The sequence below is a fragment of the Paraconexibacter algicola genome (assembly GCF_003044185.1).
Lineage (GTDB): Bacteria > Actinomycetota > Thermoleophilia > Solirubrobacterales > Solirubrobacteraceae > Paraconexibacter > Paraconexibacter algicola.
Genome location: NZ_PYYB01000003.1, coordinates 330,368 through 348,209 on the forward strand (window position 1 = coordinate 330,368; position 17,842 = coordinate 348,209).

General features: G+C 74.0%; 14 protein-coding genes. 7 read left to right on the forward strand and 7 right to left on the reverse strand.

Going from position 1 to position 17,842, the window contains the following annotated elements; all coding sequences use genetic code 11:
• Position 1 precedes the first annotated feature (1 nt).
• The gene (locus tag C7Y72_RS18625) at positions 2-376 is read right to left on the reverse strand and encodes a hypothetical protein (RefSeq protein ID WP_107570692.1); all 375 of its coding nucleotides are present in this window, start codon (positions 374-376) and stop codon (positions 2-4) included.
• A gap of 24 nt (positions 377-400) precedes the next feature.
• Between C7Y72_RS18625 and C7Y72_RS18630 the strand changes: the two genes are divergently transcribed.
• Positions 401-946 carry a DNA-3-methyladenine glycosylase I gene (locus C7Y72_RS18630; RefSeq protein ID WP_107570693.1) on the forward strand — a complete coding sequence of 182 codons (546 nt, stop codon included), beginning with the start codon at positions 401-403 and terminating at the stop codon, positions 944-946.
• 65 nt (positions 947-1,011) lie between these two features.
• On the opposite strand, the gene C7Y72_RS18635 is transcribed toward C7Y72_RS18630, so the two are convergent.
• Positions 1,012-2,226, reverse strand: a complete 1,215-nt coding sequence (locus tag C7Y72_RS18635; protein ID WP_107570694.1) for an acyl-CoA dehydrogenase family protein — start codon at positions 2,224-2,226, stop codon at positions 1,012-1,014.
• A gap of 217 nt (positions 2,227-2,443) precedes the next feature.
• On the opposite strand from C7Y72_RS18635, the gene C7Y72_RS18640 reads away from it, so the two are divergent.
• On the forward strand, positions 2,444-3,937 hold the full coding sequence (locus C7Y72_RS18640) for an acetate--CoA ligase (RefSeq protein ID WP_107570695.1): 1,494 nt from the start codon (positions 2,444-2,446) through the stop codon (positions 3,935-3,937).
• Here the strand turns inward: C7Y72_RS18640 and C7Y72_RS18645 are convergent.
• Positions 3,870-5,228 (reverse strand): cytochrome P450, encoded by a 1,359-nt coding sequence (locus C7Y72_RS18645; RefSeq protein ID WP_107570696.1) that lies wholly within the window; start codon positions 5,226-5,228, stop codon positions 3,870-3,872. The genes C7Y72_RS18640 and C7Y72_RS18645 overlap by 68 nt on opposite strands.
• A 189-nt stretch (positions 5,229-5,417) precedes the next feature.
• On the opposite strand from C7Y72_RS18645, the gene C7Y72_RS18650 reads away from it, so the two are divergent.
• Positions 5,418-6,764: a hypothetical protein gene (locus C7Y72_RS18650; protein ID WP_107570697.1), complete on the forward strand. Its 1,347-nt coding sequence runs from the start codon at positions 5,418-5,420 to the stop codon at positions 6,762-6,764.
• A 23-nt stretch (positions 6,765-6,787) separates the two neighbouring features.
• On the opposite strand, the gene C7Y72_RS18655 is transcribed toward C7Y72_RS18650, so the two are convergent.
• The 4 genes from C7Y72_RS18655 to C7Y72_RS18670 are packed head-to-tail and all read right to left on the reverse strand — an operon-like array spanning position 6,788 to position 10,736.
• On the reverse strand, positions 6,788-7,624 hold the full coding sequence (locus C7Y72_RS18655) for a fructosamine kinase family protein (RefSeq protein ID WP_199224011.1): 837 nt from the start codon (positions 7,622-7,624) through the stop codon (positions 6,788-6,790).
• 56 nt (positions 7,625-7,680) lie between these two features.
• A complete protein-coding gene (locus C7Y72_RS18660) occupies positions 7,681-9,066 on the reverse strand; it encodes an aspartate aminotransferase family protein (protein WP_107570698.1) in 1,386 nt (461 codons plus the stop codon).
• A gap of 49 nt (positions 9,067-9,115) precedes the next feature.
• Positions 9,116-10,339 carry a threonine ammonia-lyase gene (gene ilvA, locus C7Y72_RS18665; RefSeq protein ID WP_107570699.1) on the reverse strand — a complete coding sequence of 408 codons (1,224 nt, stop codon included), beginning with the start codon at positions 10,337-10,339 and terminating at the stop codon, positions 9,116-9,118.
• Between the two features lie 4 nt (positions 10,340-10,343).
• Positions 10,344-10,736, reverse strand: a complete 393-nt coding sequence (locus C7Y72_RS18670; protein WP_107570700.1) for a Rid family detoxifying hydrolase — start codon at positions 10,734-10,736, stop codon at positions 10,344-10,346.
• Between the two features lie 42 nt (positions 10,737-10,778).
• Here C7Y72_RS18670 and C7Y72_RS18675 point away from each other — a divergent pair, with 42 nt between their 5' ends.
• The 4 genes from C7Y72_RS18675 (at position 10,779) to C7Y72_RS18690 (ending at position 17,806) form a co-directional block, all read left to right on the forward strand.
• Positions 10,779-12,725 carry an alpha/beta fold hydrolase gene (locus C7Y72_RS18675; protein ID WP_107570701.1) on the forward strand — a complete coding sequence of 649 codons (1,947 nt, stop codon included), beginning with the start codon at positions 10,779-10,781 and terminating at the stop codon, positions 12,723-12,725.
• A 96-nt stretch (positions 12,726-12,821) separates the two neighbouring features.
• Complete coding sequence (locus tag C7Y72_RS18680) at positions 12,822-14,846, forward strand: thioredoxin domain-containing protein (protein ID WP_107570702.1); 2,025 nt, start codon at positions 12,822-12,824, stop codon at positions 14,844-14,846.
• 138 nt (positions 14,847-14,984) lie between these two features.
• Positions 14,985-17,108, forward strand: coding sequence for an MMPL family transporter (locus C7Y72_RS18685; protein ID WP_107570703.1), 2,124 nt, complete (start codon positions 14,985-14,987; stop codon positions 17,106-17,108).
• A gap of 44 nt (positions 17,109-17,152) precedes the next feature.
• On the forward strand, positions 17,153-17,806 hold the full coding sequence (locus C7Y72_RS18690) for a hypothetical protein (RefSeq protein ID WP_146175450.1): 654 nt from the start codon (positions 17,153-17,155) through the stop codon (positions 17,804-17,806).
• Positions 17,807-17,842 lie beyond the last annotated feature (36 nt).

The following is a 17,842-nucleotide window of genomic DNA, read 5'->3' on the forward strand; positions in this document are numbered from 1 at the left end:
GCTACTTCCGGGCGCGGCGGAGGCGGTTGCGCTCCTCCTGCTTCTCCACGACCTGCGCGATCAGCCGCATGTACTGCGGGACACCGGTGGCCTTGGCCTTGCCGTCGTGGAACGCCTCGTGCCAGTCCGCGACCTTCGCGTCGTGCTGGACCATCAGGTTGAAGAAGTCCCGCCGCATGTTCACACGCACCTTGGCGTCGGCGGCGATGTCCTTCGTGACCGTCACGTCGGGCATCACCAGGCGGAACATCTGCGTGTCGGACCGGCCGCCCACGAGCTCGATGCCGATCACCATCGTCAGCGGCTTCAGCGCGGGTACCTCCTCGAGGAAGCGGTGGACGGCGGTCTCGATCAACGCGGGAGCATCGGACGACATGCCTGTCACCCTACCGGGCACGCGATGCGCTGCTTCGGCGACGACCACCCCGACTACGCCGCCTACCACGACCACGAGTGGGGCGTGCCCGTCCGCGACGAGCGCGGCCTGTACGAGCGGCTGTGCCTCGAGGCGTTCCAGTCCGGCCTGAGCTGGCTGGTGATCCTGCGCAAGCGGGAGAACTTCCGCCGCGCGTTCGCCGGCTTCGATCCGGAGATCGTCGCGCGGTACGACGAGCGCGACGTCCAGCGACTGCTCGCCGACGCGGGGATCGTCCGCAACCGCGCGAAGATCGAGGCGGCGATCGCGAACGCGCGTGCGACGCTCGACCTCCGGGACGGCCCGCAGCCACTGCCCGAGCTGATCTGGTCCCACGCGCCGGCGCGGCGACCGACGCCACCCGTGACGTGGGCGGAGGTCCCCGCGATCACCCCGGAGTCCACGGCGCTGGCGAAGGCGCTGAAGCGCGCGGGCTTCCGCTTCCTCGGCCCGACGACCGTGTACGCGGGGATGCAGGCGTGCGGACTCGTGAACGACCACCTGCGGGACTGCCCCACGCGGACCGGCTGAGCCGGAGGCCCACACCGGTCCGCGTGGTGTGCGCGCCGGGCCCGACGAGGCGGGCCCGACACGGATCAGATCTTGTGGCGCTGGAGCAGCTTCTTGCCGATGACCATGCGCTGGATCTCGCTCGTGCCCTCACCGATGAGGAGGAGCGGCGCGTCGCGGTACAGACGCTCGATCTCGTACTCCTTGGAGTAGCCGTAGCCGCCGTGGATGCGGAACGACTCCTCGACGCAGAAGCGACCCGCCTCGGAGGCGAACAGCTTCGCCATGCCGGCCTCGAGGTCCGAGCGCTCGCCCGCGTCCTTCATGCGCGCGGCACGCAGGGTCATCATGCGGGCGGCATCGACCTGCGTCGCCATGTCGGCCAGCTTGAACTGGACGGCCTGGTGCTCGCAGATCGGCTTGCCGAACGTCTTGCGCTCCTGCGAGTAGCGCAGGGCGAGCTCGAGGGCGCGCTGGGCGATGCCGACACCGCGGGCGGCGACGTTCGCACGGCCGACCTCGAGGGCGTCCATCATCTGCGAGAAGCCCTGGCCGAGGCCCGCGTCCTCGCCGCCGAGGATGTTGTCGGCGGGGCACTTGTAGCCGTCGAACACGAGCTCCGTGGACTCGACGCCCTTGTAGCCCATCTTCTTCAGCTTCGGCGGGACGGTGAGGCCGGCGTACTTGCCGGTGTTCTCCGAGACGCCACCCTCCTTCTCGGCGATGAAGCACGTGAAGCCCTTGTGGCGCGGCTGCGCGTCCGGGTCGGTCTTCACGAGGACGAAGACGAGGTCGGACATGAGGCCGTTGGTGACCCACATCTTCTGGCCGTTGATCTCGTACGTCGCGTCGTCGATCTTCTTCGCGGCGGTCTTGATCGCCTGCACGTCGGAGCCGAGCTCCGGCTCGGACAGCGAGAACGCGGCGCGGATCTCGCCCGTCGCCATGCGCGGCAGGTAGTTCTGCTTCTGCGCGTCGGTGCCGAACTTCATCAGCAGGTACGTGCCGATGAAGTGGGTGTTGATCGCGCCGGAGATGGAGATCCAGCCGCGGGAGAGCTCCTCGACGACCATGCAGTAGGTCGTGAGGTCGAGGCCCAGGCCACCGTACTCCTCGGGGATCGTGATGCCGAAGAGGCCGAGCTCCTTGAGCTGCTCGATGATCGGCTCGGGGTAGGTGTCCGTGGAGTCGTAGTGCTCCGCGTTGGGGATGATCTGCTCGTCCGCGAACTGGCGGACCATCTCGATGATCGCCTTCTGCTCGTCCGTGTAGTCGGACGCCGAGGGGGTGGCGATGGCCATGCGGGCCTCCTGCGGTTGCTGGTTCGAAAAAGTCGTGCGACGGCGTGCGTGCCGGAGCAGGATACTCCGTCCTTCGTCCGAGGTATCGGGTGTCGAGCCGCCAATTCGGCGCGCTCGCGCGCGCGTAGGCGCGTCGACGGTCGCCAGACCGTCCGGAGCGGCATGTCGCGAGCGCACGCGGCGGGTGTCGACGGTCCCTGGCAGACTGCGCGACCGGATGAACTTCGCCGCCGAGGTCGTCGACGCCGCCCCCGCCGATCGGGTCGCCCTGATCGAGCTCGCCCGGGACGGCAGCCGGACCGAGCACCGCTTCGGCGACGTGGCCGAGCGGTCTGGGCGGCTCGCCGGCACGCTCGCGAACCACGGGATCGGCCCCGGCGACGTGGTGCTGACGCTGATCGGCAACCGTCCGGTCTGGGTCGAGACGATGGTCGCCTGCTTCCGGATCGGCGCCGTCGTCCTCCCGTGCACCGAGCAGCTGCGCGCGAAGGACCTCCGGCTGCGCCTCGACGTCGCGCGCCCGGCGCTCGTGGTCTGCGACGCGCGCAACCGGGGCGCGCTCGACGGGGCCCTCGCACTGCCGGCGCCGGCGGGCGTGCAGCCGCCGATCGTCCTGACGGTGCCCGATCCGGAGATCTACGCGGCCGACGTGCCGCCCGCCGTCGACCTGGCCGCCGACGCGCCCTGCCTGATCACGTTCACCTCGGGAACGTCCGGGGAGCCCAAGGCGGTCCTGCACGGGCAGCGGTACCTCTCGGGGCAGGCCGTGCAGTCCGAGCACTGGCTGGCCGCCGGGACTGGCGACATCGTGTGGTGCACCGCCGCGTCGGGCTGGTCCAAGAGCGCCCGCAACGTCTTCATCGCCCCGTGGATCCGGGGTGCCACCACCCTGCTGCACGACGAGCGGTTCGATCCGCAGCAGCGGCTCGAGCTGCTCGAGCGCGAGCGGGTGACCATCCTGTGCATGGCGCCGACCGAGTACCGCGTGATCGCCAAGCGCGCGACGCTCCGCGCGTTCCCGCACCTGCGGGGGCTCGTGGCCGCCGGGGAGGCGCTCAACCCCGAGGTCCTGCACGCGTGGCGCGCGGCGACCGGGCTCGAGATCCGCGACGGCTACGGCCAGACGGAGACCGGCCAGATGACCGGCGTCCCGCCCGGCGCGGAGGTGCGCCCGGGCTCGATGGGCCGCGCGCTCCCCGGGGTGCGCCTGTGGCTCGGCGACGACGGGGAGCTGCTCGCCGATCCGGCCACCGTCCCGACGTTCTTCCTCGGCTACCTCGGCGCCGACGGGTCGCTGCCCGCGCGGGATGCCGCGACCGACCCGTCGGGGACGCCCTGGCACACCGGGGACAAGGTCCGCCAGGACGACGACGGGTACCTGTTCTTCGAGGGACGCACCGACGACGTCATCATCAGCGCCGGCTACCGGATCGGCCCGTTCGAGGTCGAGAGCGCACTGGTGGCCCATCCGGCCGTCGCCGAGGCGGCGGTCGTCGCGGCGCCGGACGAGGAGCGCGGCAGCGTGGTGCGCGCGGTCGTCGTGCTGCGCGACGGGTATCGCCCCGGGGACGCGCTGGCGCGCGAGCTGCAGGACCACGTGAAGGCGCAGACGGCGCCCTACAAGTACCCGCGGATCGTCGAGTTCAGCGCGGAGCTGCCGAAGACGACGAGCGGGAAGATCCGCCGGGCGCTGCTGCGCGAGGGCGGCTGAGCCGCCGCACGACCCGGACCCGGACGCCGTCCCGCGGGGCGATCGTGATCCCGCGCAGCACCACCGGGTCCGGACGGGCCGTGCGGGGGAGCAGCTCAACCCGGGACAGGGCGACCCGGAGGACCTCGACGATCTCGGCCTGTGCCAGCGGCGCCCCGATGCAGCGACGGATCCCGCCCCCGAACGGCAGCCACGAGTACGGCGGCGTCTCCCCGGCGGCGAAGCGCTCCGGACGGAACGCGAGCGGGTCGTCGTGCAGGTCGGGCCGTCGATGGATCAGCGCGATCGCCGGGTAGACCCGCACGCCCGCCGGGAGCTCGAAGCCGGCCACCTCGCGCGGACGGGTCAGGGTGCGCTCCGTGGCGTCGAGCACCGGGCGCAGGCGCAGCGTCTCGCGGCCGACCGCCTCGAGATGGGCGTCGTCGCCGTCGGCGGCCGCGGCGCGGGCCCGGGCCAGCGCGGCCGGGTCGCGCAGGAGGAACTCGAACGCGAAGGCGAGGGCGGTGGCGGTGGTCTCGTGGCCGGCGGCGAGGAGCGTCACGAGCTCGTCGCGCAGCTCCGCGTCGGACAGCGCCTGGCCGTCCTCGTCGCGGGCACGCAGCAGCAGCGACAGCACGTCGTCGCGGGCGTCGAGATCGCCCGCCCGACGGCGCTCGGCGATCTCCGCGTGCACGAGGCGGTCGGCAACCGCGAGCCGACGGGCGAACCGGCCGCCCGGGCTGAACCGCCCGTGGTCCGCGCGCAGGCGCTCGTCGGCGAGCAGCAGCGCCGACGTGTCGAGCACCGCGGAGAGCGCGACCCGCAGCGCCTCGACCCGCGCGGGCTCGCGAACGCCGAAGACCGCACGACAGATGACCTCGAACCCGACCGCGCGCATCCGCTCGCGCAGGACCAGCTCGTCGCCGGGACGCCAGCGGTCGACCTCGCGCTCGGCGGCATCGCGGATGATCTCGCGGAACCCCGCGACGCGGGGGCCCTGGAACGGCGGCAGCAGGAGCTTGCGCTGGCGCAGGTGCCGGGGCCCGTCGAGGACGAGCACGGAGTGCTCGCCGAGGACCGGGATGAGCACGGAGTTCGCCTCCCCGGCCAGGAGGTCCGACTGGTCGCCCGTGAAGAGCTGCCGGACCGCGTCGGGGTCGGCGACGTACACCCCCGGTCCGAAGCCCAGCAGCCGCACGGTGAAGACGTCGCCATAGCGGCGGTGCCACTGCACGAGGCGGTCCAGCGGGCGGTGCGCGAACCGTGCGGAGACGACGGCGACGGGCCCGCGCGGGCCGGGGGGCAGCGGCATGGCGGGAGCCTACGCCGCCCGGGGCACGGCGACCAGTGCACCGGGAACAGGACCCAAGGACAACTCTCGTTGCAGGGGAAACGGGCCCCGGAGCGCGTGCTAGAACCCGGCCTCGGTCGCGGGGCACGGACGCTCCCGGGTCAGCACCCAGCCGGACTCCCACCCCACCCCGAAGGACCGACACCCCCCATGCACCTGCGCCGCGCCGGCCTGCTCGCCGCCGCCTCCCTCGCCGTCCTCCCCGCCGCGCCCGCGGCGGCCGACACCTACACGGTGTTCGGCTGTCGCGGCCCGGAGAACGCGCTCAACGGCGCCGACGGCTGGGCCCTCGCCCAGATCGGCGACGCGAACGTCGCGAACACGTGCGCCGCGGGCGGCGCGCTGTCGGAGACGCTCGCCCCGGGCGCCCGGGGCGGCTCCGTCGCGCGGCTGCGGTTCGACGCGCCCGCGGGCACGCGGATCGTGCGCGTCAGCGCCCGGCGACGCACCGGCGGCGTGCAGAGGAGCGAGCAGACCCTCGACTCCACCTACGAGCTCAGCACCGACACCGCGATCCTCGAGAAGTGCGCGCTGGCCGCGGACTCGCCCTGCACGAGCGATCTCGTCGACCCGGTGGACAAGCAGGGCCTGGACGCCTCGTGGGCGCGCTTCTCGGTGGTCTGCACCAAGGGCGGGGACGAGACGTGCACGCGCACGCTGCGCGCGGACATCGAGCAGGTCGCCGTCGGGCTGAAGGACGCCGCCGCGCCGACGGTGAGCGGCGTGTCGGTGATCGACAGCGGCGACACGAGCGGCGTCCTGCGGCTGCGCTTCGACGCGGCCGACGCGGGCGGTGGCGTCTACCGGGCGCTCGTGAAGGTCGACGGCGTGCTGAAGGCGACCGCCCCGCTCGGCGGCGGCGCCTGCACGGACGCCGCCCCCGCCGACGCGGACCCGTACCAGTTCACCGTGCCGGTGCCGTGCCCCCCGCTGGTCACCGGGGTGCCGATCGAGCTCGACTCGCGCTCGCTGGCGGCCGGACCGCACACGGTGCAGGTCGACGTCGAGGACGCGGCGGGCAACGCGACGTCCGCGTACGTGACGCAGTTCCCGCGCCCGAACGTGGACGGGGGCGGTGGCAACGGCGATCCCGTCGCGCCGGGCAGCACGCCGGTCGCGGCACAGACGATCGAGGAGATCCTGTCGGCGCGGCTGTCGATGCGGTTCGACCGCTCGAAGTCCACGCGCCTGACGAACCGGTACGGCCGCCGCGTGGTGATCCGCGGCACGCTGCGCAGCACGCGGACCGGCAAGGGCATCCAGGGCGCGCGGGTCGACGTCTACCACCTGGTGGGCAAGAAGCGCCGGTCGCTGACGAAGACCGGACTGAAGACCCGCGCTGGGGGCGCGCTCACGCTGATCCTGCCGCTGAACCTCGACACGCGGCAGATCCGCTTCGCCTACCGGGCGCTGCGCCCTGGCCCGGTGACCAGCGAGCGCACCCTGTCGCTGACCGTGCGGGACGCTCGGGGCGAGCTCGTCCAGCGCGTGAAGTAGTCCGGGCGGTCCGTGGCGCGCGGTCACGCGAGGCGCCGGGCGATCTCGGTCGCCCGCGCGCCGTAGCCGCCGCCGAAGAGCACGGCGTGGACGAGCAGCGGGAACAGCTGCCACAGCGTGACGCGCTCGCGGTGCCCGTCGGCGAGCGGGGCGACCTCCTCGTAGGCGCTGAAGCACCGTTCCGACATGCCGCCGAAGAGGCGCAGCATCGCCAGGTCCACCTCGCGATGCCCGCCGTGGGCCGCCGGGTCGACGAGCCAGGGCCGGCCGTCGCGGTCGACGTGCACGTTTCCCGACCACAGGTCGCCGTGCACGCGGGCCGGCGGCTCGGGCGGTCCCGCGAGCGTGTCCATCCGCTCGCACACGCGCACGAGCGCGGCCGCCCCCGCCGGATCCACCCGGCCGAGGTCGAGCGCCCGCCCGATGAGCGGCTCGAGCCGCTGCTGGGCGAAGCACGCGGCCCAGCTCTCGGCGGGCCCGTCCGCGAGAGCCAGCGGGCCGAGTCGCAGCACGTGCGCGCCCCCGTAGGCGGGCGCTCCCGCCGCGTGGACGGCAGCCAGTCCCCGACCGAGCTCCTCCTCGGTGGCGGCGCCCCGCGACGGGCCGGGCTCGACCCATTGCAGCGCGAGGAACCGCTCGGTCACCGCCAGCACCGCGGGTACCGGCAGTGCTCCGGGTTCGGCGAGCCAGAGCAGGCCCGCCGCCTCTCCCGGGAACGCCGAGGACGCCTCCGCGGAGGTGTCCGGCGCGGTCTTGACGAACACGGGGTGGCCGTCGACGACCATCCGGAACGCGAGGTTGAGGTCCCCGCCGGTGACCGGCCGGACGGCACCGACGGTGCCGCCCAGTGCGCAGCCCACCGCCTCGGGCAGCGGCTGCCGGAACGCCTCCGCGGAGGCGTCTGGCGCGTCGGCGCTCAGCGGGTGAGGTCGGACGCCATCTCGCGGAACACCTCGACGTAGCGGTCGACGTGATCCGCCTGGTGGGTGACCGAGAGCGTCCACTCCTCCTCACGGCCCGGGGTCATGAAGATCCCGCGGTTCATGTTGAACAGCCAGGCGAGATCGCAGAGCTCCGCGTCCTGGTTGGCCTTGAACGTCTCGTAGTCGACGACCGGGACCGGGGAGAACGTCACGCAGCCCTTCGACCCGATGCCGACCGCGTAGCCGGGGAGCGCGAACTCCTCGATGACCGAGCGACAGCCCGCGAGGATCCGGTCGTTGAGCATCGCGAGGTGGTCGTAGGCCTCGGGCGTCATCACCTCGAGCAGGTTCGCGCGGGCCGCGGCCATGCCGAGCGGGTTCCCGTTGTAGGTGCCCACCTGGTAGACGGTGCCGTCCTCGACGCACTGCATCACCTCGTCCGAGCCGCCGATCGCCCCGGTCGGCAGTCCGCCGCCGAGCGCCTTGGCGAGCGTGACGAGGTCGGGGGTCACGCCGAACCGCTCGGTCGCGCCGCCGGCCGCGATGCACAGACCGGTCTTGACCTCGTCGAAGATCAGGACGACGCCGTGACGGCGCGTGATCTCCCGGACCTCGTCGAGGTAGCCGTCCTGCGGCAGGACGACGCCGAGGTTCATCATCGCCGCCTCCATGATCACGCAGGCGGGCTTGCGGCCATCGCGGTCCAGGGCGACGATCTTGCGCTCCATCGCCTCGGCGTCGTTGAAGTGCACGGCGTGCACGTGGTCGACGGTCGACTGCGGGATCCCGCCGCCGTACGGGAGCGACTGCAGGTGGTCGCGGTCGCCGATCGCGTCGTACGCGACCCCGATCGACACCATCACGGTGTCGTGGTGGCCGTGGTAGCTGCCGAAGATCTTCAGCACGTCGTCGCGGCCGGTGTGCGCGCGGGCGATGCGGATGGCGTCCATCGTCGCCTCCGAGCCCGAGTTCGTGTACCGCCACTTCGGCAGGCCCCAGCGGCGCGCGAGCTCCGCCCCGACGATGATCGCGTCCTCCGTCGGCGCGGCGAAGTGGGTGCCCTGCGCGTAGCGCTCGGAGATCGCGCGGCCGATCGCCGGGTGGGCGTGGCCCTGGACCATCGAGCCGAAGCCGTTGTGGAAGTCGAGCATCTCGTTGCCGTCGACGTCCCAGACCTTGGGGCCGGCGCCGCGCTCGAGGTAGATCGGCCACGGGTCGCGGGCCTGGTAGGACGACGCGACGCCGCCGGTCAGCACCTGCTGGGCACGGGAGTAGGTCTCGCCGGACCCGCCGGTGCGCTCGTTCAGGCGCGCCTCCTCCCGCTCCGTCAGCTCCCGGATGCGCTCGCGATCGATCTGGACGGGGGTGCTGGTGCTCATGCGACGGATCGTCGCAGGGATCCGTGTGCCGAACCGATGAATTCTGGTCTCAGCGGACCACCCGGGCGGCGTAGCCGGCGCCCGCGATCGCGTGCTGCACCGCGTCGGCGTGGCCGGCGCCCCGGGTCTCGAGCACGAGCTGCACCGCGGTCTCGCGCACGTGGAGGTCGACGCCCTCGCGGACGTGGTCGACCTCGAGCAGGTTCGCGCCCGTGTCCGCGACGCACGCGAGCAGCCGCGCGAGCGCGCCGGGCCGGTCGGGGACGCGGGTGAAGAGCACGACCCGCCGCCCCGCCTCGGTCTCGTGGCGCCGGGCGACGAGCGCGAGGGTGCCCGCGTCGACGTTGCCGCCCGAGAGGACGACGCAGGTGGTGCCGCGGACGCCGGCGGCAGCCGGGTCGAACGCCCCGCCCGTGAGCGCCGCGACGCCGACGGCGCCGGCGCCCTCGACGACGAGCTTCGCCTTCTCCATCAGCAGCACCATCGCCTCGGCGACGTCGTCCTCCGGCACGACGACGACGCGGTCGACCCAGCGGCCGACGAGCTCGAGGGTCAGGGCGCCGGGGCGCTTGACCGCGATCCCGTCGGCGAGCGTCGAGGCGGGCCGCAGCGCGGGCAGGGGCTCCCCGGCGGCGAGCGAGCGCGGGAACGGGGCGCACGACGCGACCTGGACGCCGATCACCTGCACGTCGGGACGCGCGGCCTTGACCGCGACCGCGACGCCCGAGCAGAGACCGCCGCCGCCGATCGGGACGACGACCGCGCCGAGATCGGGCAGGTCCTCGAGCAGCTCGAGCCCGAGCGTGCCCTGCCCGGCGACGATGTCCGGGTCGTCGAACGGGTGGACGAAGGCGAGGCCGTGCTCCTGCGCGTGCGTGCGCGCGGCCGCGACCGCGTCGTCGACGGTCTCCCCCACCAGCCGGACGTCGGCCCCGAGCTCGGCCGCGCCCTCGGACTTCTGGATCGACGCCTCGGCCGGCATGTAGACGACGCACGGCACCCCACGTTCGCGGGCGGCCCAGGCGACGCCCTGGGCGTGGTTGCCGGCACTGCCGAGCACCACGCCCCGCGCGCACTCCTCGCCGAGCGCGGCGAGCTTCGCCAGCGCGCCCCGGACCTTGAAGGCGCCGGTGCGCTGGAGGCTCTCCGCCTTCAGCACGACCTCCGTGCCGGTCGTCTCCGACAGCGTCGCCGACGGGAGCACCGGGGTGTGCCGGGCGACGCCGCCGACGGCCGCGCGGGCCCGGCGGACGTCGTCGGCGGTGACGGTCACGGAGTCAGGCCGGGAGCGCGACGATGGCGTCGATCTCGACCTGCGCGCCCTTCGGCAGCGCGGCGACGCCGAACGCGACGCGCGCGGGCGGGTCGGCGGGGAAGAAGGTCTCGTACACGGCGTTGACCTCGGCGAACGCGTCCATGTCCGTGAGGTACACCGTCAGGCGCACCGCGTCCGCGAGCTGCGCGCCCGCCGCGGCGACCACGGACTGGAGGTTCTGCAGGCACTGGCGCGCCTGGTCGCCGGGAGCGTCGCCGACGAGCTCGCCGGAGTCGGGGTCCAGGGGGATCTGCCCGGAGCAGAACAGCAGGTTTCCGGTGCGCACGGCGTGGCTGTAGGGCCCGACGGCGGCCGGGGCGCCGAGCGCCGTGATCACTTCGCGGTGGGCGGACACGGGACCAGCGTACAACCCGCCTCGCGCGGGTACGGTGCGCGGATGTCGCGCACGCGCACCCTGCTCATCGCCGTCGCCGCCGGGGCGCTCGCCGCCGTCGGGTCACCCGCCTCGGCCGGCGCCGCCGCGACCTTCGGCGCCTGCCCCGACGCCACCGCGGGATTCGAGTGCGCGACCGTCCCGGTGCCGCTGGACCGGGCGGGCGCGACCCCGGGGACGATCTCCCTCGCGGTCCGTCGCGCCCCCCTGACGCCCGGCACGCGGACCGCGACCGCGGTCGTGCCGCTGGCCGGTGGCCCGGGCCAGGCGGCGACCCCGTTCTCGTCCTCGTTCCGGGCGGCGCTCGCCCCGGCGCTCACCACCCGGGACCTGCTCGTCTTCGACCAGCGCGGCACCGGCCGCTCGACCCCGCTCAGCTGCAGCGCCCTCACCCGGCAGGGACTCAGCGAGGCGCAGGCGGTCGCCGGCTGCGCCGCCCAGCTCGGCCCGGCCCGCGCGTTCTTCCGCACGGCCGAGTCCGTCGCGGACATCGAGACGCTGCGCGTCGAGGCGGGCTACGACAAGCTCGTGCTCTACGGGGTCTCGTACGGCACGAAGGTCGCGCTCGCCTACGCGGCGGCGTACCCGCAGCGTGTCGAGGCGCTCGTGCTCGACTCCGTGCTCCCGGCCGACGGTCCGGACACGCTGCGGCGCGCGACGTTCGCCGAGATCCCGCGCGTGCTCGGCGAGCTCTGCGCCGGGAACGCCTGCCCGGGCCTGCGCGGCTCGATCGGCGGGGTGCTGTCCCAGAGCGTGCGGCGGCTGGCGCGCGGCAGCGCGCGTGGGCGGGTCACCGCCCCGGACGGCAGCCGGCTCACGTTCCGGGTCACCGAGCAGGACATCTTCGACATCCTCCTCGCGGGCGACCTCAACCCGGCGCTGCGCGCCGAGCTGCCGGCGTCGCTGCGCGCCTACCTCGACGGGGACCGCACGCCGCTGGCGCGGCTCGCGGTGCGGGCGCGAGGGCTGACCGGCGTCGCGTCGCAGCAGGCGTCGCTGCCGGACAACGACGCGCTGTTCCTCGCCACCCGCTGCGAGGAGTCGCTGTTCCCGTTCGACCGGGCCGCCGGCCGCGACCAGCGCCTCGCGCAGGCCCGCGCGGCGATCGCGGGCCTGCCCGCCGCCGCGTACGCCCCGTTCAGCCCGGCCGTCGCGCTCGGCAGCGAGATGACGGTGCCCTGCGCCAGCTGGCCCGTCGCCTCGCCGCCGCCGGCGGCGACCGGCCCGCTCCCCGCGGTCCCGACGCTCATCCTCGAGGGCTCGACCGACCTGCGCACCCCGCTGCTCAACGGCCGCCTGGTCGCCCAGCAAGTCCCCGGGGCGCGCGTGCTGAACGTCCCCTTCGCCGGGCACTCGGTGCTCGGCGGTGAGCCCGCGGGCTGCGCGGGCCGCGCAGTGCAGGCGTTCTTCGCCGGGCAGCCGGTCGCGGACTGTCCCGCGATCGCCAACCCGTTCTCCCCCACCTCGCGGCCGCCCACGCGGCTGAGCCGCGTCAGCGGCCGCACGAAGGCGGCCCGGACCGTCAACGCCCTGCTGGCGACGCTCACCGACGTGCGCCGCCAGTTCATCGGTGACGCGCTCGCGGCGGGCACGGGGATCCGCGTCGGCTCGCGCACGGGTGGCCTGCGCGCGGGCTTCGCCGAGGCGACCCGGACCGGCTTCCGCTTCCGGCGCGTCTCCTACGTGCCCGACGTGCGCGTCACCGGGTTCCTCTCCGACCGCGGCACCTCGAGCTTCACGATCAGCGGCAGCGCCGCGGCGCGCGGCCGGGTCCGCATCACCGCGTCGGGCCGGATCAGCGGCACGCTCGGCGGGAAGCGGATCAGCGGCTCGGCGTCCCGCGCACTGGCCGCGCGGCGGTCCGGCGCGGCCGACGGGCTCACCGGGCGGCCCGGTCCGATCGGTCCCGTGCCACGGGTCGCGCGGCCCCTGGCGGGCCTCGCGCGCTGAGCGACGCGGCGGGACGCGACGCGACGGGGCGCGGCGCGCGGCCCGTCGCTGGCGCGTCCACGCGGGCCGAGGGTGCCGGTCTGCAACGCTGCGGACGTGCCCAACGCGCTGCAGCACGAGACGTCCCCCTACCTGCTCCAGCACGCCGGGAACCCGGTCGACTGGCTGCCGTGGGGTCCGGAGGCGCTCGCCCGCGCGCGCCGCGAGGACCGGCCGCTGCTGCTGTCGATCGGCTACAGCGCCTGCCACTGGTGCCACGTGATGGAACGCGAGTCCTTCGAGGACCCGCGGACCGCGGCGCTGATGAACCAGCACTTCGTCTGCGTGAAGGTCGACCGCGAGGAGCGCCCGGACCTCGACGCGATCTACATGGACGCGGTGCAGGCGATGACCGGTCACGGCGGCTGGCCGCTGAACGTCTTCCTGACCCCGGACCAGGTGCCGTTCTTCGGCGGCACCTACTCCCCGCCCGAGCCGCGCCAGGGCATGCCGTCGTGGACGCAGCTGCTGGAGGTGCTCGCCGAGGCGTGGGCGACGCGCCGCGACGAGATCGAGGAGCAGGGCGAGCGCATGGTCGCGCGGATCTCCGGTGGCGCGCGGCTGCGCGCATCCGGGGCGGAGCTGACGCGCGCGGATCTCGACGGCGCGGTCGACCGGCTGCGCGAGAGCTTCGACAGCGTCAACGGCGGCTGGGGCGGCGCCCCGAAGTTCCCGCAGGCACCGGTGATCGAGCTGCTGCTGGCGCTGGGCGAGCGCTCGATGAGCGGGTACACGTTGCGCTCGATGGCGGGCGGCGGGATCAACGACCAGATCGGCGGCGGCTTCGCCCGGTACAGCGTCGACGCCCGCTGGACGGTGCCGCACTTCGAGAAGATGCTGAGCGACAACGCGCTGCTGGCGCGGGCCTACCTGCACGGCTGGCAGCTGCTCGGCGACGACCTCCTGCGCCGGACCGCGGAGGAGACCCTCGACTGGGCGTTGCGCGAGATGCGCGCCGCGGACGGCGGCTTCCACGCGGCGCTCGACGCGGACGCGGACGGCGTCGAGGGCGCCTCCTACGTCTGGACGCTGCAGCAGCTCGAGGCGGCGCTCGACGGGGACCCGGCCAGCGACGAGGCGATCGCCTGGCTCGGCGCCACCGTGGAGGGCAACTTCTCCGACCCGGAGCACCCCGAGCTCGCGGGCCGCAACGTGCTCGAGTCGCGCGGCGCGGAGCCCTGGCCGGAGGTCCGCGCGCGCGTGCGCGCGCGGCTGCTGCAGGCCCGCGACGCCGGCCCGCGCCCCGGGGTCGACGACAAGCGGCTGACCGCGTGGAACGCGCTGCTGCTGGACGCCCTGGCCCGCTCGGGCGCGGTGCTCGGCCGCGCCGACCACCTCGAGGCGGCGCGCGAGACCGCCGCGTTCGTGCTCGAGCGCCTGCGCGACGGGGACGGCCGTCTGCTGCGGACCTTCTCGCGCGGGACCGCGCGGTACCCGGCCTACCTGGAGGACCACGCGTTCCTGCTCGAGGCGCTGCTGACGCTCTACGAGGCGACCGGTGAGACGCGCTGGTTCTCCGCCGCGCGCGAGCTCGCCGACGAGCTGCTCGCGCGGTTCCTCGACCGCGAGCACGGCGGCTTCTTCTCGACCGCCGACGACCACGAGCCGCTCGTCACGCGGCGCAAGGACATCGAGGACGCGCCCCTGCCCGCGGGCGGGTCCGCCGCCGCGCACGGCCTGCTGCGCCTCGCCGCGCTCACGGGCGAGCGCCGCTACCGCGCGGCGGCCGAGGGGCAGCTGGCGCTGCTGGCGGCGATCGCACCGCAGCATCCCGCCGCCTTCGGGCACCTGCTGCGCGCGGCGCTGCTCGTCGTCGCGCCCGTGCACGAGGTCGCGATCGTCGGCCCCGCCGGCCCGGAGCGGGACGCGCTCGTGTCGGTCGTGCACGAGCAGCTGCGCCCCGGGCTCGTGCTCGCGGTCGGCGACGGCGACCCCGACGGCGAGGCCGCCCGGACCGTGCCGCTGCTCGCCGGGCGGCCCGCGGTCGACGGCGTCCCGACCGCGTACGTCTGCGAGCGCTTCGCCTGCCGTGCCCCGGTCACCACGCCGGACGCCCTGCGCGCCGCGCTGGCCGTCCCCTAGGGACGATCCCCGACTGGCGCGCGGGCGCTCCTCGCGGGAGGATCCCGACGCGCCACGACCCCGTAACCGGACGAACGCGTCCGGCCCGTAGACTGGCGCGCCACCGCTACCCGCCCCACCCGTCCTGGACGTGACCCGATGACCCGCTTCCTCGCCTTCCCTGCCGGCCGCCGCTCCAAGTGGGTCGTGCTCGCCACCTGGATCGTGATCCTCGGCGCCGTCATGGGCACCGGCCTGCCCGGCAAGTTCGCGGACGCGGAGAAGAACGAGTCGACGTCGTTCCTCCCGGGCGACGCGGAGTCGACCACGGCGCTGAAGGCCGTCGAGTCGCTGCAGGACGGCGAGCAGGCGCCCACGGTCATCGTGTACCGCCGCGCCGACGGACTGACCGCGCAGGACAAGGCGACGATCGTCTCCGACGTCGAGAAGCTCAACGCCCTGAAGTTCCGCAACACGACGCCGTTCGGCAACCCCACGGGCCCGGACGCGCGCGAGCCGTTCCAGCTCTCCCAGGACGGGACCACGGCGCTGATCGCCAACTCGATCGAGGGCGACGGGGAGTCCGACACGCTGATCGACCCGGTCGACGCCTACCGGGAGCTCGTCAGCGACGAGCAGGCGAGCGACCGTCCCGACGGCCTGCAGGTCAAGGTCACCGGCCCGGCGGGCATCTCCGCGGACGCGATCAAGGTCTTCGAGAACATCAACGGCACGCTCCTGGGCGCCGCGGTGCTGCTCGTCCTGATCCTCCTGATCATCATCTACCGCAGCCCGATCTTCTGGTTCTTCCCGCTGTTCAGCGTGATCGTCGCCGAGATCGTCTCGCGCGGGCTCGGATACGGGGTCAGCGAGCTCGGCGTCACGATCAACGGCCAGTCGTCGTCGATCACGTCGATCCTCGTGCTCGGCGCCGGCACCGACTACGCGCTGCTGCTCGTGTCCCGCTACCGCGAGGAGCTCCGGCGACACGAGGACAAGCACGAGGCCATGGCGCTCGCCCTGAAGTCCGCGGGCCCCGCGATCATCGCGTCCGCCGCGACCGTCTCGATCGCGCTCTTCGCGCTGATCCTCGCGAAGGTCAACGGCACCGCCGGCCTCGGCCCGCTCGGCGCGCTCGGCGTGCTCACCGCGATGCTCGTGCAGCTGACCTTCCTCCCCGCCCTGCTCGTGGCGGTCGGCCGCAAGCCGTTCTGGCCGCGCGTCCCGCGGTTCGGGGACGAGGGCGCCGACGCCACCCACGGCTCGTGGCGCCGGCTCGGCGAGCGCATCGAGCGCAACCCGCGCCGGATCTGGGTCGGCACCGCCGCGATCCTGGCGCTGTTCTGCCTCGGGCTGCTGAACTTCTCGACCGGCCTGACGCAGGGCAACAGCTTCCGCGACGACGTCGAGGCGATCGCGGGCCAGAAGCTCGTCGAGCAGGGCTTCCCCGCCGGGCAGAGCGCGCCGACGGACATCGTCGTCCGGGACCCCGCGAAGGTCGATGCGGTCATCGCGTCGGTCTCGAAGGCCCCCGGGGTCGCCGCCGTCCGCCCGACCCCGTTCTCCGGGGAGCAGGGCACCCTGCTGGCCGCGTTCCTCGAGGACGACCCGTACTCGACGACCGCGTTCGACCGCATCGACGGCATCCGGGCCGCCGCCCGGGCGGGCGACCCGCAGGCGGTGGTGGGCGGTCCGACCGCGGTCGAGAAGGACCTGCGCGACGCGAGCGCCGACGACACCACGCTGCTGATCCCGTTGACGCTCGTGATCGTCTTCCTGATCCTGCTCGTGCTGCTGCGTGCCGTCACCGCGACGCTGCTGCTGATGGGGACCGTGCTGCTGAGCTTCGGGGCCGCGCTCGGCGTCGCATCGATCGTGTTCGACGTCGCGTTCGGGTTCCCCGGCTCGGACCCGAGCTTCCCCCTGTTCGCGTTCATCTTCCTCGTCGCGCTGGGGGTCGACTACAACATCTTCCTGATGGCCCGCGTGCGGGAGGAGACGCTCACGCACGGGACGCGGGACGGCATGCTGCGCGGCCTGGCCGTCACGGGCGGCGTGATCACGAGCGCGGGCGTCGTGCTCGCGGGCACGTTCGCGGTGCTCGCCGTGCTGCCGCTCGTGTTCCTCACCGAGATCGGCTTCACGATCGCGTTCGGCGTGCTGCTCGACACGTTCATCGTGCGGTCGATCCTGGTGCCGGCGCTCGTCCTGGACGTCGGACCGAAGGTGTGGTGGCCGTCGGCGCTGGCGCGCGGCGGCGACGGAGGCGGCGCGCCTCACTGATTTCTCATGGTTCAACCGGCACGCGAAAGGCTAGAAGGCGCTCCATGACCTCTCGTTCCCTCCTGGCGGTCGGTGCCGCCGCAGCCGCCGGACTCGGCATGGCGGGCCCGGCCAGCGCCGCCGTCATCGCGACGGACCGTCCGTGCTACGTCGAGAACCAGCCGATGCTGATCGGCGGCCAGCAGTTCGCGCCGAACTCCAACTACACGGTGAAGACCGACCAGCTGTTCGCCTTCGGCAACGCCGACGCGGCCGGCAACTGGCTCTCGAACACCGAGACCGCGCCGATCGTCGTCAAGCGCACGACCGTGCCGCAGCCGTTCACGCTGACCGCGACGCAGGACGGCGTCGAGGTCGCCACCGCGCAGTTCAACGTCGTGAACCTGCTGGTGACGCTCGCGTCGACCCGTGGCCGCCCGACCGGCCGCACCACCTGGCGCGTCTCCGGCGTCACGCCGGGGCAGAGCGTCTACGTCCACGTCCGCCGCGGCGGCAAGACGCTGCGCAACGTCCGGCTCGGCCGCGCGGACGCGCCCTGCGGTCGCCTGACGACCAAGCAGCGCCGCCTGCCGGGCATCAGCTCGCGCACGCTGCGCCGCGGCACGTACGACCTGTACGTCGACAACAAGCGCACGTTCAGCCGCAGCACGCGGCCGCAGTACCGCTCCAGCGTGACGGTCTTCACCGTCTTCCGCTAGGCCTCCCGCCGTGGTGCGGGCCCGCTCCGTGCGGGC